The sequence below is a fragment of the Ancylothrix sp. D3o genome (genome assembly GCF_025370775.1).
GTDB lineage: Bacteria > Cyanobacteriota > Cyanobacteriia > Cyanobacteriales > Oscillatoriaceae > Ancylothrix.
In genome coordinates this window covers 1-15,685 of record NZ_JAMXEX010000009.1, presented here as the reverse complement: position 1 = coordinate 15,685, position 15,685 = coordinate 1, and the positions used below count along the sequence as shown (strand labels likewise).

The 15,685-nt window shown below is 44.0% G+C and carries 14 protein-coding genes; 8 read left to right on the top strand and 6 right to left on the bottom strand.

Annotated features, from left to right (window positions below):
* Positions 1–60: 60 nt before the first annotated feature.
* On the top strand, positions 61–720 hold the full coding sequence (nfi, locus tag NG798_RS15930; protein WP_261224671.1) for a deoxyribonuclease V: 660 nt from the start codon (positions 61–63) through the stop codon (positions 718–720).
* Between the two features lie 103 nt (positions 721–823).
* On the top strand, positions 824–2,782 hold the full coding sequence (locus NG798_RS15925; RefSeq protein WP_261224670.1) for a tetratricopeptide repeat protein: 1,959 nt from the start codon (positions 824–826) through the stop codon (positions 2,780–2,782).
* A gap of 21 nt (positions 2,783–2,803) precedes the next feature.
* Here the strand turns inward: NG798_RS15925 and NG798_RS15920 are convergent, their stop codons facing one another.
* The 4 genes from NG798_RS15920 to NG798_RS15905 form a co-directional block, all read right to left on the bottom strand.
* Positions 2,804–3,013 carry a hypothetical protein gene (locus NG798_RS15920; RefSeq protein WP_261224669.1) on the bottom strand — a complete coding sequence of 70 codons (210 nt, stop codon included), beginning with the start codon at positions 3,011–3,013 and terminating at the stop codon, positions 2,804–2,806.
* A 160-nt stretch (positions 3,014–3,173) separates the two neighbouring features.
* Positions 3,174–4,397: an MFS transporter gene (locus tag NG798_RS15915; protein ID WP_261224668.1), complete on the bottom strand. Its 1,224-nt coding sequence runs from the start codon at positions 4,395–4,397 to the stop codon at positions 3,174–3,176.
* Between the two features lie 238 nt (positions 4,398–4,635).
* Positions 4,636–5,808 (bottom strand): molybdopterin-synthase adenylyltransferase MoeB, encoded by a 1,173-nt coding sequence (gene moeB / locus NG798_RS15910; protein ID WP_261224667.1) that lies wholly within the window; start codon positions 5,806–5,808, stop codon positions 4,636–4,638.
* 127 nt (positions 5,809–5,935) lie between these two features.
* The gene (locus NG798_RS15905) at positions 5,936–6,394 is read right to left on the bottom strand and encodes a M67 family metallopeptidase (RefSeq protein ID WP_261224666.1); all 459 of its coding nucleotides are present in this window, start codon (positions 6,392–6,394) and stop codon (positions 5,936–5,938) included.
* 251 nt (positions 6,395–6,645) lie between these two features.
* Between NG798_RS15905 and glgA the strand changes: the two genes are divergently transcribed.
* Both glgA and NG798_RS15895 read left to right on the top strand, forming a co-directional pair.
* Complete coding sequence (gene glgA, locus NG798_RS15900; RefSeq protein WP_261224665.1) at positions 6,646–8,121, top strand: glycogen synthase GlgA; 1,476 nt, start codon at positions 6,646–6,648, stop codon at positions 8,119–8,121.
* Between the two features lie 64 nt (positions 8,122–8,185).
* Positions 8,186–11,086 (top strand): poly(A) polymerase, encoded by a 2,901-nt coding sequence (locus NG798_RS15895; protein ID WP_261224664.1) that lies wholly within the window; start codon positions 8,186–8,188, stop codon positions 11,084–11,086.
* A gap of 91 nt (positions 11,087–11,177) precedes the next feature.
* Here the strand turns inward: NG798_RS15895 and NG798_RS15890 are convergent, their stop codons facing one another.
* Entirely contained in the window at positions 11,178–11,396 is a 219-nt protein-coding gene (locus tag NG798_RS15890; RefSeq protein WP_261224663.1) for a helix-turn-helix transcriptional regulator, read from the bottom strand.
* A 119-nt stretch (positions 11,397–11,515) separates the two neighbouring features.
* On the opposite strand from NG798_RS15890, the gene NG798_RS15885 reads away from it, so the two are divergent.
* The gene (locus tag NG798_RS15885) at positions 11,516–11,863 is read left to right on the top strand and encodes a hypothetical protein (RefSeq protein ID WP_261224662.1); all 348 of its coding nucleotides are present in this window, start codon (positions 11,516–11,518) and stop codon (positions 11,861–11,863) included.
* Positions 11,864–12,040: 177 nt separating this feature from the next.
* Here the strand turns inward: NG798_RS15885 and NG798_RS15880 are convergent, their stop codons facing one another.
* Positions 12,041–12,319, bottom strand: coding sequence for a photosystem I reaction center subunit PsaK (locus NG798_RS15880; RefSeq protein ID WP_261224661.1), 279 nt, complete (start codon positions 12,317–12,319; stop codon positions 12,041–12,043).
* Between the two features lie 290 nt (positions 12,320–12,609).
* Here NG798_RS15880 and NG798_RS15875 point away from each other — a divergent pair, with 290 nt between their 5' ends.
* From NG798_RS15875 to NG798_RS15865, 3 genes are all read left to right on the top strand, one after another.
* Positions 12,610–14,154: an FAD-dependent oxidoreductase gene (locus tag NG798_RS15875; RefSeq protein WP_261224660.1), complete on the top strand. Its 1,545-nt coding sequence runs from the start codon at positions 12,610–12,612 to the stop codon at positions 14,152–14,154.
* A gap of 251 nt (positions 14,155–14,405) precedes the next feature.
* Positions 14,406–15,272, top strand: a complete 867-nt coding sequence (locus NG798_RS15870) for an SDR family oxidoreductase (RefSeq protein ID WP_261224659.1) — start codon at positions 14,406–14,408, stop codon at positions 15,270–15,272.
* Between the two features lie 11 nt (positions 15,273–15,283).
* Positions 15,284–15,622: a DUF2243 domain-containing protein gene (locus NG798_RS15865; protein ID WP_261224658.1), complete on the top strand. Its 339-nt coding sequence runs from the start codon at positions 15,284–15,286 to the stop codon at positions 15,620–15,622.
* Positions 15,623–15,685: the final 63 nt, after the last annotated feature.

Below are 15,685 nucleotides of genomic sequence, written 5' to 3'. Positions count from 1 at the left end.
TAATCAGTAAAACAGCCAACCCCCAGCCCAGCCGAACAAAAAACATAAAACTTTAAACTTATGAAATTTAGCCAACTGCATCCCTGGCCAAATACAACAGCAGAAGCCAGAAAAATTCAAGAAGAATTGCGCTCCCAAGTAATCACAGAAGACCAACTCAACCAAATCAAATATGTAGCCGGCATCGACGTAGGATACGACACAAAAAACAACATCACAAAAGCCGCAGTAGCAGTCTTAAATTTTCCAGAATTACAAAAACAAGAACACGCTATCGCCCAAATAGAAACCACATTTCCCTACATCCCCGGATACCTTTCATTTCGAGAAATTCCCGCCATTTTAGAAGCCCTAGAAAAACTCAATATTCTCCCAGACTTATTACTTTGTGACGGGCAAGGAATCGCCCACCCGCGCCGATTTGGGTTAGCCTGTCATATAGGAGTATTAACAAATATTCCCGCCATCGGAGTTGCCAAAACCCGCTTTATTGGAGAACACGAACCCCTCTCTGAACCACGCGGAAGCTGGCAACCATTGCATCATCAAAGTGAAATTATTGGTGCCGTATTGCGAACCCGCACCGCTACCAACCCCCTCTACATCTCCACCGGCCACAAAATCAGCTTGACAACCGCCATCGAATATGTATTAAATTGCACCCCCAAATACCGGCTACCAGAAACCACACGCTGGGCAGATCACCTAGCCTCAACTTAATAACCCAGCATTTGTTAACTTTTTAAGCAAATTTCATTTAAACAATGAAATAATAAAAAAACCTTATTAAAATAACCATAAAACCAATCTGTAGGTGCGGCTGATGCTCAAAAAACTTTGGCACAAGTTCCTAAACTGGTTAAAACAAATCTTCGGCAGGTCAAAAAATTCTCCACCCCCCGCCACGAAACTCCCCCAACCCCTCAGCAGCACAGAATACGAACACTTTTTCTTGGAACTGCTAAACGGCATAGAAACCGGCTGGCAGTCAGAGCAAATAGAGCGATTTTTTAAAGCCCTCGAACCACGCGCCACCCAGCAAGACTGGGAAGAATGGGTGCAGCAATTTCGCCAACAATTAGAAACCTCCACAACCCCAAATTATGAATTAGGGCGGCGGATGACATTATGTGGAGAAAAACTCGCAGCAATTAACAGCAAACAAATTCTCGCAGAAAACATTCGCACCACCGGCATTGCCATCGTCGCCCAACAAATCGTGCCGGTAGAACCCCCACCACAGTACAGACGTTCCGACGAAACGTCTCTACCCAAACAATGGCAAACCGTGACAACCACAAATTCCCAAACTCCCCCACCCCCAGAAAACGAAATTCAAACTGAACCCCCACAAGAACCACAGAAAGAATGGGGAATCAGCGGCAAATTAATCATTCACGACAATAAAAACAGCGCCGAAGACTGTTTTAATCTAGGCGTAAAAGAACTCGAAGCCGACAATAATCAAACAGCCCTCCAATTTTTTGATCGCACCATCGAACTCGACGCCAACCACCACCGCGCTTGGACAAACCGAGGCAATGTTTTAGCCAACTTAGGCCGGTTAGAAGAAGCCATCCAATCCTACGATCAAGCCCTAACAATTAAACCAGATTTTCGAGCCGCTTGGAATAATCGCGGCGACGTTTTATTTGATGCTCAACGCTACAAAGATGCCATAGAAAGTTACGACCGCGCCCTACAATTACCACCCGAAAATGCCGAAACCTGGTATAATCGCGGCATGGCATTAGGACGAGGATTAAACGATTGGGAACAAGCCCTTCAAAGCTGGAATAAAGCCTTAGAAATCAATTCCAAAGATTACGAAACCTGGTTTAATCATGGCATCGCCTTGGCAGCCTTAAGCCGGTGGGAAGAAGCCATACAAAGTTGGGACAAAGCCCTCGAACTTCAACCGAATTTAGAGGATGCCTGGATTAACAAAGGAGTTGCCTATCAACATTTAGGAAACTATAACGAAGCCATCGCCGCTAACAAAAAAGCCATCACCATCTCCCGAAATATCCCCAGCCTCGAACCGCAACCAGACTTAAGCGAAACAGAAGCAGCAAACCTTTACAATGAAGGCGTAAAATTATATTATACCGGCGAAATAGAATCCGCATTAATCTTATTTGAAAGCGCCCTCAAAATCCAACCCAACTATTATGATGCTTGGAATGGAAAAGGCAACGTCCTCAAAGACTTAGGACAAATTCAACCAGCCCTTGACGCCTACAACCGCGCCATAGAAATACAGCCTACCTATCATTTTGCCTGGAATGGCAAAGGCGTTGTATTATTTTACTTAGGACAAATTTCTGAAGCTTTAGAATGTTTCAACAAAGCTTTAGAAATAGACCCCACCTATCACTTTGCCTGGAATGCCAAAGGTAATGTGTTGAAAGAACAAGGGGAAAATTACCAAGCCCTAGAATGTTATAATAAAGCCTTAGAATTGCAACCTGATTTTCATATTGCCTGGAATAGCAAGGGCAATGTTTTAAAAGATTTAGGGCATTTGGAAGAATCCCTGGAAGCCTATAACCAAGCTATCCACATTGAACCGGCAGATAGCATTTCTTGGTATGAAAAAAGCAATGTGCTTGGAGAATTAAATCTCCTTGATGAAGCACTCTTATGCTTAAATAAAACCCTAGAACTTAAACCAAACGTGCGAGAAATTTGGTTAAAAAAAGCAGATGTCTTAAGAAGTCTAGGACGTTTTGAAGAAGCAATGGAGGCTAATAATCAAGCTATTCAGCTTTGGGAGAAATAGAATAAAGTTATTGTTTAAAACTCAAATTTCCCCAAATTTTTGAAAATTCCCATCTAGTGTGGGTAAGCCTTCTAACTTTGATGCCAGTTCCGAGTCTTCTTGGCAGGTTTTGCTGTTTCGTTCACAAATTACCTGCTGTCTGGAAACTCGACTGCGGGTGTGTTCCCAAGGTAGTTGGATGGGTGAAGAAGTAGATTTATGGAGTCTGACTTCCATCATCGGGCCAAACATGACTTTATCCTCAAAGGGGTTCTTGGGGGGGAGTTTGCACGGGGGGTTGTGCAATTGCTCCCCTTCTTACTATTTTGACTGATTTTTGGGGAGCAAGCAAAAATTGCAACAAATTGTATTAAACCTAATAGGGATCAAAGTAAACACTTTTAGAAATGATTTAAAAATTGTTACGACTTGCCTGTACATTTCCGCTGAGAACAACACAAGCACCGGCCAGCACAAACATCAACACTCCCAACATCGCACCTCCAACAGCGGGAATTTTATCAACCGGCCCAAACACCACCGGCAGCAAACTAGCCCCAGCCCCAACACCGCCAAAATAACCTCCTATGGCCAAACCAGCACGCGAAGCCGGCATTAACCCCAAAGCAAACGGAAACACACCCACATTCACCAAACTTAAACCGGCAATCATTCCCACTAGCCCCAAAATTCCGGCTGCCGGTATCAACCACAATAACAGAGCACAGGCCGCTACAACCATGCCGGTTAAAATTCCCCGCCTGCTTCCCAGACGAGTTGCCAGCCATCCCGCCGGCAAAGCCGCCAACGCTATTAAAATTGCTATCACAAACATCGTCGATTTTACATCCAACTGAAGAGATATATTTGTGCGGAGTAATTTCGGCAAAGTTGACATCGCAAAAGTGATAGCCAAACTAACAAAAATCCCCGTCAGAAAAATTAATCCAAAAGCCGGTAGAGGGAAAGGTGACGCAACAGAGAGAGACGTTTGAGGGGCTGATAGCGGTGGATGAAGCGAACGCAAAACCAGAACCGCCAGCAATAATACAATAGAACCGGCCCCAAACGTCACCACCGGCCCCAAAGACAGCAAAAACTGTTGAGAAACCGGCGCAAAAGCCGCAATTAAACCACCAGCCACCATCAAAAAACTAGCAGCTTGTGGTAATGCCGGCACCGCCGCATATTGTCCCAACAAAGCAATCACCGGCGAACGAAACATAGTCATTGCCAACGACCACAAAATTAAAAAAGCCGGCAATAGATATTTCCAAATTACATTAGGCGGCAAAAAAATCACAAAACAAGGAATTAAAATAAACAAAGCAGAAGACAAAATCACACCCAAAGAAATCAACGGAAACCCTGTTCCCATAAAGCGTTTACCCCGATCCGACATCCCGCCAAAAAACGGTTCCATCCCCACCGCTAAAATATTTTCAATCAACAAAATCGTAGCTGCAAAAGCCGCCGGAAACCCAAATTGACCCAATAACTTTGGCAAATAAGCTTTATAAATTACCCAACTTAAAGTAATAGCACCTTGTACCAACGCCAAAGCCAAAACACAGCGCCATAAAATAACCCGGCCATTTCCAGAAGAAATTGCCGGTGATAAATCCGAACTTTTCATAATTCCTCATTTGTCATTTGTGAATTCTCTAAGGCCGGCACAAAGGGATAGCCCCCACAGTAAATTCCCTATCCAAAAACTAACCTAAACCCAGAAAAAAACATCTGCGTTAATCTGCGTTAATCTGCGGTTATTAAACCCCATTAAATATCACCTCCCCAGAAGCGCGGGCCGGAAAGCCCGCGATAATCACAGGCATTTCACCTATGATAGGGAGGCATAACAAACACTTCCCAAATTAATACTCCGGCACCGAAGAATCGACTTCACGACTCCAAGCAGTAATCCCGCCTTTAACATTAGTCCCCTCAATACCGGCATCCTTCAAAATACCTAAAGCTTTTGCCGACCGGCCACCCATTTTACAATGAGCAATCAGCCTTTTTCCATCCATCAACTCCTTAACTTTCTTCACCCCATCCCCGTTTTCAATTTCCGGCAAAGGCACCAAAACCGAACCCGGAATTTTAGCAATATCATACTCATTGGGATTGCGAACATCAAGCAACACAAAATCTTTTGCACCGCTATCAATCAACTCTTTTAACTCCGTGACCGTCATTTCCGACTGTTCCATCTTACGTTTTTCCTCCTCAGCTTTTGCCTGCGTCACACCACAGAAAAACTCGTAATCAATCAACTTATCAATCACCGGCCTTACAGGATTTGGACGCAATTTCAACTCGCGGAATTTCATATCCAACGCATTAAAAAGCAACAATCTACCGCTTAAAGTTGCGCCTTGACCGAGAATAATTTTGATTGTTTCTGTCGCTTGAATGCAGCCAATAATTCCCGGTAAAATGCCTAAAACTCCCCCTTCTGCACAAGAAGGAACCATTCCCGGCGGTGGTGGTTCCGGGTATAAATCGCGGTAATTTGGCCCGTCTTGGTAATTAAAAACACTAGCTTGTCCTTCAAAGCGGAAAATTGAGCCATAGACGTTTGGTTTATTCAACAAAACACAAGCATCATTGACTAAATACCGAGTTGGGAAATTATCAGTGCCATCGACAATAACATCGTAAGCTTGGAAAATATCGAGGGCGTTGTCAGCGGTGAGACGGGTTTCGTAAAGATCAACTTTGCAAAACGGATTAATTTCTAAAATCCGACTTTTTGCCGATTCAATTTTGGGTTTTCCTACCCAAGAAGTGCCATGAATAACTTGTCGTTGGAGGTTAGAGTTATCCACCACATCAAAGTCTACAATACCAATTCTGCCAATACCGGCAGCAGCGAGGTATAGCAATAAAGGCGAACCGAGTCCGCCTGTGCCAATACAGAGGACACTGGCAGCTTTGAGGCGTTTTTGTCCCTCTACTCCGACTTCAGGTAAAATCAGGTGTCGAGAGTAGCGTTCGTAATCGTCTTTTGTTAGTTGGATTTCATCCAAGTTTGGGTTTAACATAATTTTCGCTCATGGCGGGATTTTTTATTTTATCGAGATTTGTCAAATGTCCATAGTCCCTAGTCCCTAGTCCCTAGTCATAAGACATTTGACTAATGACATTTGACCAATGACTAATGACATTTGACTAATGACTAATGACTATTTCTTCGGGTTGGAAATGGCCGGTGTCGTCTAGCGTCCAGTTTTGCAGGTCTGTTGCTTTGCCTTGACTGACTGAAATAATGATATAGGAATATTGAGGCCACGCATAGAGCCGGTCGCATTCCGAGGGAATGGCTGGGTTATCTGTATGCGAGTGATAGATTCCCAGTATGCTGAGATTGAGTTCTCGGCTTTGTTTTTGGGCTTTGAGCATAAATTCTGGGGCGATGGCGTAGCGGGTTTGTATTGTGCGGTTGCTGGTGTCGCCGAGTTCGCTTGCGGTTTGCTTGTTCCAGATGTTTTGGGCGGGCCAAATTTCGAGGATGGTTTTGTTGGGGCCGGTTGTCGTGCCAATCAATAAACCACAACATTCTTCAGGATAGACGCTTTCGGCTTGGTTATAGAGAATGCTGCGGTGGGAGGGGTTTAGATAAAGAGGCATTTGACAGGTTTAGCTTCTAGTACGATAATTTTGGGAAGTTTTGCCAGGTCGGAAAATTTCTGTGTCTGACAGTCGGAGCGTTTGGTATTTTGCCAAGCGTAGCAGTTTTTGATCGCTTATTTGCTCCTTGAGGGTGATTTGCATGAAAACATGAAAAGCAAAATTTAACCTGAGTGTTAGCTTAGTTCGGGGATTTTTTCTGTTACAGTTACCATAAAAAATCAAGGTTAAATTGAAGTAAGGAGTAAATAATGTACATTGTGCAAATTGCCTCAGAATGCGCCCCTGTTTGCAAGGTGGGAGGCTTGGGTGATGTGGTTTATGGGTTGACTCGTGAGTTGGAAATTCGCGGTCATACTGTGGAGATTATTTTGCCGAAATATGATTGTATGCGTTACGATCATATTTGGGGTTTACATGAGGCTTATAACAATTTGTCGGTGCCTTGGTATGGGGCGGCAATTAGTTGTAATGTCTATTGTGGTTGGGTTTATGGCCGGTTATGTTTTTTTATTGACCCCCAATCTCCAGATATCTTTTTTAATCGCGGTTGTTATTATGGCTGCAATGATGACAATATACGTTTTGCTTTTTTCAGCAAGGCGGCTTTGGAGTTTTTACACCGCACAAATAAACGTCCTGATGTTATCCATTGTCACGACTGGCAAACCGGTTTGCTGCCGGTGATGTTGTATGAAATGTACAAGTATCACGGTATGGAATATCAGCGGGTTTGTTACACAATTCATAATTTTAAACACCAAGGTATTGCCGGGGCAGAAATTTTGCAGGCCACCGGCTTAAACCGCCCTGAATACTATTTTGAGTATGACCGGCTTCGGGATAATTTTAACCCCTTTGCGCTTAATTTTATGAAGGGGGGAATTGTTTACTCGAATTATGTAACGACGGTTTCACCAAATCACGCCTGGGAAGCTCATTATACAGAAGTTGGTTGTGGTTTAGGGCATACGATCCACCAACACGAACATAAGTTTAGTGGGGTGTTAAATGGCATTGATTATGATGTGTGGAACCCCTCAGTAGACCGTTATCTGCCTTATCATTATGAGGCGGATGATATGACCGGCAAGGAATATAATAAAAAGGCTTTACGGGAACGTTTAATGCTGGCTCATGGGAAAAAGCCTTTAATTTGTTATATTGGCCGGTTAGATGACCAAAAAGGTGTACATTTGGTACATCATGCTATTTATTATGCCTTGAATCGTGGCGCACAATTTGTTTTGCTGGGATCGGCAACAGAAAAAAGTATTAATGACCGTTTCTGGCATGAGAAAAATTTCCTTAATGATAACCCGGATTGTCATTTGGAAATTGGGTTTAATGAAGAGCTTTCTCATTTGATTTATGCCGGTGCTGATATGATAGTGGTGCCGAGTAATTATGAACCCTGCGGCCTAACGCAGATGATTGGGTTAAAATATGGTACAGTGCCGATTGTCCGGGGCGTTGGCGGTTTGGTGAATACGGTTTTTGATCGTGATTATGACAAAACAAAGCCGACAAAAGAACGTAACGGTTATGTGTTTTATCAAACCGATGATCAAGCCTTAGAATCAGCGATGGATCGGGCAATTGGTTTGTACCAAGTTTATCCCAAAGAGTTCCAAAAACTCCGTCAGCAAGGGATGGAGTATGATTATTCTTGGAACCATCCGGGGACTGATTATTTGGGCATTTACGAACATATTCGCCACAAATAAACCGTACCCTGTAGAGGCGGTGCCCCTGTGCCCGCCCCACCGTCTCGCTAAAGCGTGAAAAAAAATGCAAACAAGCCGCTGTATATGCGACCGTATTTTATGGGATGCTCGTCTCAATGCTGAGGCGTTTACCGTTGGTTATGCAGTTCGTCAGCGGCATCCAGAAAACCAGCAAAGCAACGAAATACGAGAAAAGCCTTTTTTACAATGGGTTTCGCAGACAGATATTCCTTGGCATCGCATTCGTTATATTCGTTGCGCTGATATCCTGGTTTGGGAACGTGACCGGCATATTGATTTATTTTCTACCAATCAGCTACCCTCTGCGGCATTTGTAAGCGAGACGGTTTCGGAAACTCCGCTACCTCCACCCCCAACTTTCAACCAGGCTACCGTTTATCAAAATATCTCACAATCTTGGCAACCTCAGCATCAGGTTGAGTCTGTCTCGCTGTCTCAGTTGACAGTCGTAACTTATAACGTGCTCTGCGATACCCACGAAAGCGAACGCATCCAAACGGCAAAGAGAATTCCGGCAATTATTTCGCAAATTAAAAATTGCAACGCCGATATTATTGCCTTACAAGAAGCAACACCGGCCTTACTTCAAGCCTTGTTATCCGAAACCTGGCTACGAGATTATTTTATCAGCGAACCGGCCAACACTTCTCAACTCACCCCCTACGGTTTACTCTTAATTTCTCGATTGCCTTTTACCCTCAAAGATTATCGCTTTTCTTCTCATAAACGAGTTTTAGTTGCCAGCTTTTCCATAAATAATCAACCTCTGCAAGTTGCAGTTGTGCATCTTACCAGCAACCGCGCTTATAACGCCGCAGAATTACAGACAGAACAGCTTAAAATTATCCTGAGTTATCTTAACTCTCTCCCCGGAGATTGCCTGATAGTTGGAGATTTTAATAATGCCGGTGTGCGAGAAGCAACTTTAAGAGAAAATCATTTTTTCGATGTCTGGCAAGGGTTACGCCCCAATGAAACCGGCTACACTTTTGACCCCCAAACCAATGCTTTAGCTGCGGTGAACAGTCAAACCGGCACCCCATCGCGCCTCGATAAAATTTGGCTACGAAGTCATCAAAAAAACTGGCAACCGCAAAACATCGAATTATTTGCCACCACAGCAATTCCCGAAACCCAAAATACCCTTTATCCATCGGATCATTTTGGCTTAAAAGCAATTTTGGAGTATGTAGAAAAACCCCTGTTAGCGGTGCAAACCGTCAAGCCGGTTTATCAAAGTGCGATTGTGCTTATTCCCCCGATGGAAATATGGCCGGTGATTCAAAAAATCCGCCAAAAGTATGACAGCAAAGTAGGCCGGTGGATGCCTCATATTACCTTGATTTATGGCTTTGTCCCAGAAAAGTTTTTTGCAGAAGCAGTGCAATTAATTCAACCCCACTTAGAAAGTCTACAACCCTTTGAAATTACCCTGAGTGAGTTTGACACTTTCCAACACCGCCAAAACTGCACAGCTTGGTTACGACCGGCCCCCAATCCCCCGCAAGCACTTCACCAATTACAAGCAACACTTCAGCAACTTTTCCCCCAATGTAATGAACAAAGTAACAAATCGAGGGCCGGTTTTACACCCCATTTAAGCGTCGGACAATTTAAGAATCCCGCTGAAGCTCAAGCATTGCTGCCGGTTTGGCATCCTCTCACCTTTCGCGTCGAGTCGGTAGCCTTAATTTCCCGGCGGGGCGATGAACCTTTTCAAGTGCAGCAGATCGTGAAATTGGGAAGCCAACCGGCCAGCCAGTTGTTGCAAATAATCCGCAAAATAGAACCAGAACTCACCCACCAACAACGAGAAAACCGCTCCTTAATTCTGGCAATTATTCAACAAGCTTGTCAGGAATGCCTTAGCGGTGCCAAGTTAGAGCTTTTTGGTTCAGCGCGTTTAGGCGTAGAAACCCCCGAAAGTGATATAGATGCAGTTTGCGTTATCCCCGCCAAAATTTCCGAGACTTCATTTTTAAGACAAGTTGCGGAAAAGTTGCAAGGTTTATCTCAGGAATGCCGGTTAGTCGAGGGCACCTTGCCAACTTTGCGCTTACAACTCGAAGGCTTAGACGTTGATTTGCTTTGTGCTTGCACGAATTCAAACCCTAGAGAAAAGCATCAACCGCTATCTTTAAAAGGCTGCTGGGAAGCCGACGAATTGCTATCACAGGTAGAAAAAAGAGTGCCGGTTTTCCAGTTTCGGGAATTTTTGCGAATCGTGCGGGCTTGGGCAAAAGTCCGCTGCATTCACGGCAATGCTTGGGGATTTTTGGGCAATTTTTCCTGGGCATTATTGGCGGCGATTTGTTGCAGAGATTTTCCGAAACACCAAGAAATTACCCTCGAAAATTTGCTCTCACATTTTTTCACAACACTTTCAGCCCATGACTGGAAAAACCCCCTCTCACTGAGTGAGGCGGGCCGGTGCTATCAAGTTAAAGTACCGCCTGATTGGTTGCCAATTATTTCAACTCTCGAACCTTGTCAAAATACCGCCCGAAATGTAACAAGATCAACCGCCGAAATTATCCGCCGGGAATTTGCAAGAGGGAAGGCTATTTTAGCTGAGGATAAAAGTGGAGAAACTTTGTTTAAACCGGCTTCTTTAATAACACAATCTCAGCAGTTTATTATCCTCACAGTAACCCCGACAAATTCCCAAGACTTAAAAATCTATGCCGGCTGGATAGAAGGGCAAATTATCGGCTTAGTAATAGACTTAGAAAAACAATTAAAAGCCTTTGTTAGACCTTGGCCTGCTATCACTAATAACGCCGGAAAGATCGAGATAATTTTAGGTTGGGATATACCTGTAAGCTTTAATTATCAAGCATTAGAAAGCATAATTAATAATTTTATCTCGCGCTTTCAGGAATCGAAAGAACAAAGCCAAGAATGCCGGTGGAAATTTCAGCTAAAAAATCCCGATCAAATGTAAGCTTAACTTGAAGCAAACCCAGGCAGGTTATCACCTCCTCCCCATAAAGTGCCGGCGGATCACCGGCACATAAACTGATAGTTAAATTGATTTAAAACTTACTATCGCCGTGAACTTCAAACAACTCATCCCAAGTACAACCAAAAGTATCCTTAAGTCTGCATACCGCATCCATATCAACCTTCGGCATTAACTGCTTGGAATAGCGAAGCACCGTTGCATAAGTCACACCAGAACGCCGACTCAACTCATGCAGACTCCACTCTTGGGCCTCAGATAACTCTTTAACTCTCACTCTCACTTGGTACATAGTAGCCTTCTCCAGGTTTAACATTAATTTATTGCAAATTAAGTGTTGACATTTAGAACTCAACATGATAATATTAAAGCATAAACCAAAACAAAAATCTCCCCAACCGAGAGGACGCCATGAAACTCCCCCGTCGCCTAATTAACCCCAAAAGCTTCGTAATCACCATCAACCAAATTGCCAAATTCCTCAAAATCGACCCCAACCGCATCCTCCGCTACGAAAAATGGCCCCACGTCCTCTGGGTGCATATCAAAAACTACGGAGGCTTATTCATCAGCTACCGCAAACTCGAACAATGGATTACAGCTTGCCGAGTCTTGCTACAAGCAACCCAAAACCTCGACCAACTCAGCATCCTCTGGAAAGCCATTAAAAAAGAAGCCAAACGCTACTCCCTCGAAGGCATCAACCGGCTAACCGCAATTTGGCAACAGCAAAAAGCAATTTTAGAGTTGAGGTTTTAAAAATTCAACTCTCAATTAATTGCCAATTTTATATAAAAAATAAACCCAGGCTGGCTTGTACAAACCAACCTTGAGATTTTATATCTTAAATTTTAGCTATGAGATTTTATTTGAAATTTAAAGACAAAATAAGAGTAGGTTAGGTAATGTAACCCAACCTACATAAACAGTCATTTGTTAAATTGCCCCTGCCGTACTTAAAGTTAAAATTGTTAGGGCACCCAAAATATGACCGGCACTCATCGCAGCCAAAAACGCCGGCACACTCACATTATTAAAAAGAGAAGGAAAAGGCAAAGGCATTTTCGGGCCCACATGAGGATGCCAAATCACACGGCTGAGAACAAACAAAGCCAAAAGATTGCAAACCCCCATAACGATAAATTCGGTAGTTCCGTTGGCATTCGTAGAGGTATAGGTAGACTGCATGACAGCCAGTAACATTGAATTAAGCATGATTTCAGCGACTCCTGTTCAAAACTTTTAACAAATAAATTGCTTAATGTTGATATTAGCGAGTTAAAGCACCGGTGCTATCTACCCCTAGACTCAAACTGCCTCACAATTTAATTAGCTTAGAAAATTAATCCTAAAGACAGAGAAAGTTATTCCTTAATTCCTAACTTTTAGGAGATGCTTGTTTGCCAAAAACAGGCGATGACAGCCAAAATAAAAGCGGCGGAAGCCCCACCGGCCCCCAAATAAAAGCCATAATAAAAATAAAACCTTAACAGGAGAAACCCTAAATGAAATTTCCTAACAAACCGGCCTCCTATTGGCGACAAAACACCCCAGAAACCCACTATCCCCAACTGATAACCGACGAAAGCGTAGATGTTGCCATTGTCGGGGCTGGCATCACCGGCTTAACATTAGGATACCTGCTAAAACAGGCCGGTTTAAAAATTGCCATCATCGAAGCCAAAAAAATTGGACATGGCACCACCGGCTCAACAACCGCTCATCTCAGCGAAGTTCCCGACGCCGGTTATCAAACCCTCATTTCTTATTTTGGCCAACAAAAAACCCAACTCGTCGCCCAATCTCGCCGCCGCGCCATCGAACAAATTAGCACCATAATTGCCCAAGAAAATATTAACTGCCAATTTCAGCGCGTCCCCAGCTATCTTTACACAGAAACTCGCCAAGATATTGACTACTTGCAAGAGGAAATTCAAAGGGCGAATTTGCTGGGAATAAACGCCAGTTTCAGCCCCCAAATTCCCCTACCCTTCGCCACGCACGGCGGAATTTTATTTCCCAATCAAGGCCAATTTAACCCCTTGCAATATCTGCAAAAACTAGCAGAACTGATCGAAGGAAACGGCAGTCATATTTTTGAAAGAACGCGAGTTTTAGACATCAGCGACAGCACCCCCTGCAAAGTTTATACCGATCACGCCAGCCTCAAAGCTACTAACGTTGTCCTCGCCACCCATACCCCCATTCACGATTTATTTCATCTCCCAGACTTGTTAGCAATGACGGCAAAAATTATCGCCTATCGCTCCTATGTTTTGGGCATAAGACTTGTCGAAAAACGCTTTGGGCCCACAGCCCCCGTCCCCACCGGCTTATTTTGGGATACCGATAAACCCTATCATTACACCCGCACCTACCACGACGAAACCGGCCCGCTTTTAATAATTGGCGGAGAAGACCACAAAACCGGCCAAGATATTGATACCGAAGCTTGTTTTCAACGCTTAGAAGAATATGCTCGCAGCCGTTATGACGTTGATTCTATCCCTTATCAATGGTCAGCCCAATTTTATGAACCCATCGATGGATTACCCTATATTGGTAAACCCAGCACCCATTCTCACCTTTATCTCGCCACCGGCTACTCTGGTAACGGTTTAACTTTTGGCACCGTTGCGGCCATGCTTTTAGCAGATTTAATTCAAGGGAAAAATAACCCTTGGAGTGAGATTTATGACCCCAACCGAATGCCTTTATCTGACACCGGCCGGCTCCTTACAGAAAGCCTTGATTATGCCACCCATTTAATTACAGATCGGTTTAAATCTGATGCTAAGAATTTCTCGGAAGTTGGCATTAATGAAGGCAAAATTCTTGATATCAACGGCGAAAAAATCGCAGCCTATCGCGATGAAACCGGCACTCTTCATGCTTTAGGTGCCATCTGTGCTCATGCCGGTTGTGTTGTGCATTGGAACAAAGCAGAAAAAAGCTGGGATTGTCCTTGTCATGGTAGCCGGTATAGCCCCACCGGCCAAGTTTTAAACGGCCCTCCTCTGGCCGGTTTACAACCTAAAAAAGCCAATTAATTGTCATTTGTCAAAAGTCGGGGCAATTCTCTTGTGGTTGCCCCCTCCCCAGTTGCCCTCAAAACCTTGTTATCAAGGATACATTTCCTAGAAAAATTTCGGTTAGCATTCCCCTATCGCTAAACAAACAAACTCAAGATAAAAGGCTATCTTTAGTCGTAGATAGAGTTATGCAAAAAGGCTGATTTCTCTAGGCGAAATAAAGATTATTTCTAATAAGAGAGTACATTAAAAAATCAAAAAACTCCCTCATGCCAACCAAAGATAAAGAACAACTGCAACCACCCCAGCATCAAAACCAACAACCGGGTATCGAATCAGAAATGACCCCCCGGCCAAAATCTGATGATTTTAACTACAAAGGCAGCGCCAAACTGCTCGATAAAGTAGCCCTGATCACCGGCGGCGATAGCGGAATTGGTCGTGCAGTTTCTATTTTATATGCCAAAGAAGGCGCAAAAATTGCCATCGTTTATCTCAACGAACATGACGACGCCAACGAAACAAAACGCCTTGTTCAAGAACTAGGCCGGCCTTGTTTATTAATTGCCGGTGATCTGGGCGATGAAGAATTTTGTAAACTCGCTGTTCAGCAAACTATCGACACCTACGGCAAACTTGATATCCTCGTCAACAACGCCGCTGAACAACACCCCCAAAACAGCTTAGAAGATATTACTGCTGAACAATTAGAGCGTACTTTTCGCACTAACATTTTCTCAATGTTTTTCCTAACCAAAGCTGCTTTACCCCACTTCAAAGAAGGCAGCGCAATTATTAACACCACCTCCGTCACCGCCTACGAAGGCAACCCCCAACTGCTTGATTATTCCTCCACAAAAGGCGCAATTGTTGCCTTTACTCGCGCTCTATCTCAATCTTTGGTGGAAAAAAATATCCGTGTCAATGGCGTAGCCCCTGGCCCCATTTGGACACCGTTAATCCCCGCCACATTCTCCGAAGAAAAAGTCGCAAGTTTCGGGCAACAAGTCCCCATGAAACGGGCCGGTCAACCCGAAGAAGTTGCCCCTTCTTATGTCTTTTTAGCCTCCGATGATGCGTCCTATATGACCGGCCAAATTCTACACCCCAATGGTGGTAAAGTCGTCAATGGCTAAAGCTAAATTCCATGCAAACAGAACATAAAACAATCATCACCGCCGGCATCCTGTTGGGTATAGGAGGAGCCGGCTTTTTTGATGGCATTGTCTTTCACCAAATTCTACAATGGCATCAAATGCTCACCAGCGCTGTCCCCACCCTCAGCCTCTCCCAAATGAAAATAAATACTCATTGGGATGGTCTTTTCAATGGCTTGATGTATATCATTACCGCCAGCGGCGTCTATTTTTTATGGCGGGCCGGTCAGCGTCAAAAAATACCCGCTTCCCCCCACACTTTCGGCGGCTCTCTGTTGCTAGGAGCAGGATTATTTAACCTCATCGAAGGTTTAATTAGGGCTTGCTGAATAAGTTAGGAAAAATCGCGCTCGCTCCGCCAGCCGTAGCCATCGCACTTGATGGGTGATTCA

Coding starts and splice junctions, on each gene's coding strand:
- nfi (WP_261224671.1), top strand. CDS start 61: ATGAAATTTAGCCAACTGCATCCCTGGCCAAATACAACAGCAGAAGCC.
- NG798_RS15925 (WP_261224670.1), top strand. CDS start 824: ATGCTCAAAAAACTTTGGCACAAGTTCCTAAACTGGTTAAAACAAATC.
- NG798_RS15920 (WP_261224669.1), bottom strand. CDS start 3,013: ATGTTTGGCCCGATGATGGAAGTCAGACTCCATAAATCTACTTCTTCA.
- NG798_RS15915 (WP_261224668.1), bottom strand. CDS start 4,397: ATGAAAAGTTCGGATTTATCACCGGCAATTTCTTCTGGAAATGGCCGG.
- moeB (WP_261224667.1), bottom strand. CDS start 5,808: ATGTTAAACCCAAACTTGGATGAAATCCAACTAACAAAAGACGATTAC.
- NG798_RS15905 (WP_261224666.1), bottom strand. CDS start 6,394: ATGCCTCTTTATCTAAACCCCTCCCACCGCAGCATTCTCTATAACCAA.
- glgA (WP_261224665.1), top strand. CDS start 6,646: ATGTACATTGTGCAAATTGCCTCAGAATGCGCCCCTGTTTGCAAGGTG.
- NG798_RS15895 (WP_261224664.1), top strand. CDS start 8,186: ATGCAAACAAGCCGCTGTATATGCGACCGTATTTTATGGGATGCTCGT.
- NG798_RS15890 (WP_261224663.1), bottom strand. CDS start 11,396: ATGTACCAAGTGAGAGTGAGAGTTAAAGAGTTATCTGAGGCCCAAGAG.
- NG798_RS15885 (WP_261224662.1), top strand. CDS start 11,516: ATGAAACTCCCCCGTCGCCTAATTAACCCCAAAAGCTTCGTAATCACC.
- NG798_RS15880 (WP_261224661.1), bottom strand. CDS start 12,319: ATGCTTAATTCAATGTTACTGGCTGTCATGCAGTCTACCTATACCTCT.
- NG798_RS15875 (WP_261224660.1), top strand. CDS start 12,610: ATGAAATTTCCTAACAAACCGGCCTCCTATTGGCGACAAAACACCCCA.
- NG798_RS15870 (WP_261224659.1), top strand. CDS start 14,406: ATGCCAACCAAAGATAAAGAACAACTGCAACCACCCCAGCATCAAAAC.
- NG798_RS15865 (WP_261224658.1), top strand. CDS start 15,284: ATGCAAACAGAACATAAAACAATCATCACCGCCGGCATCCTGTTGGGT.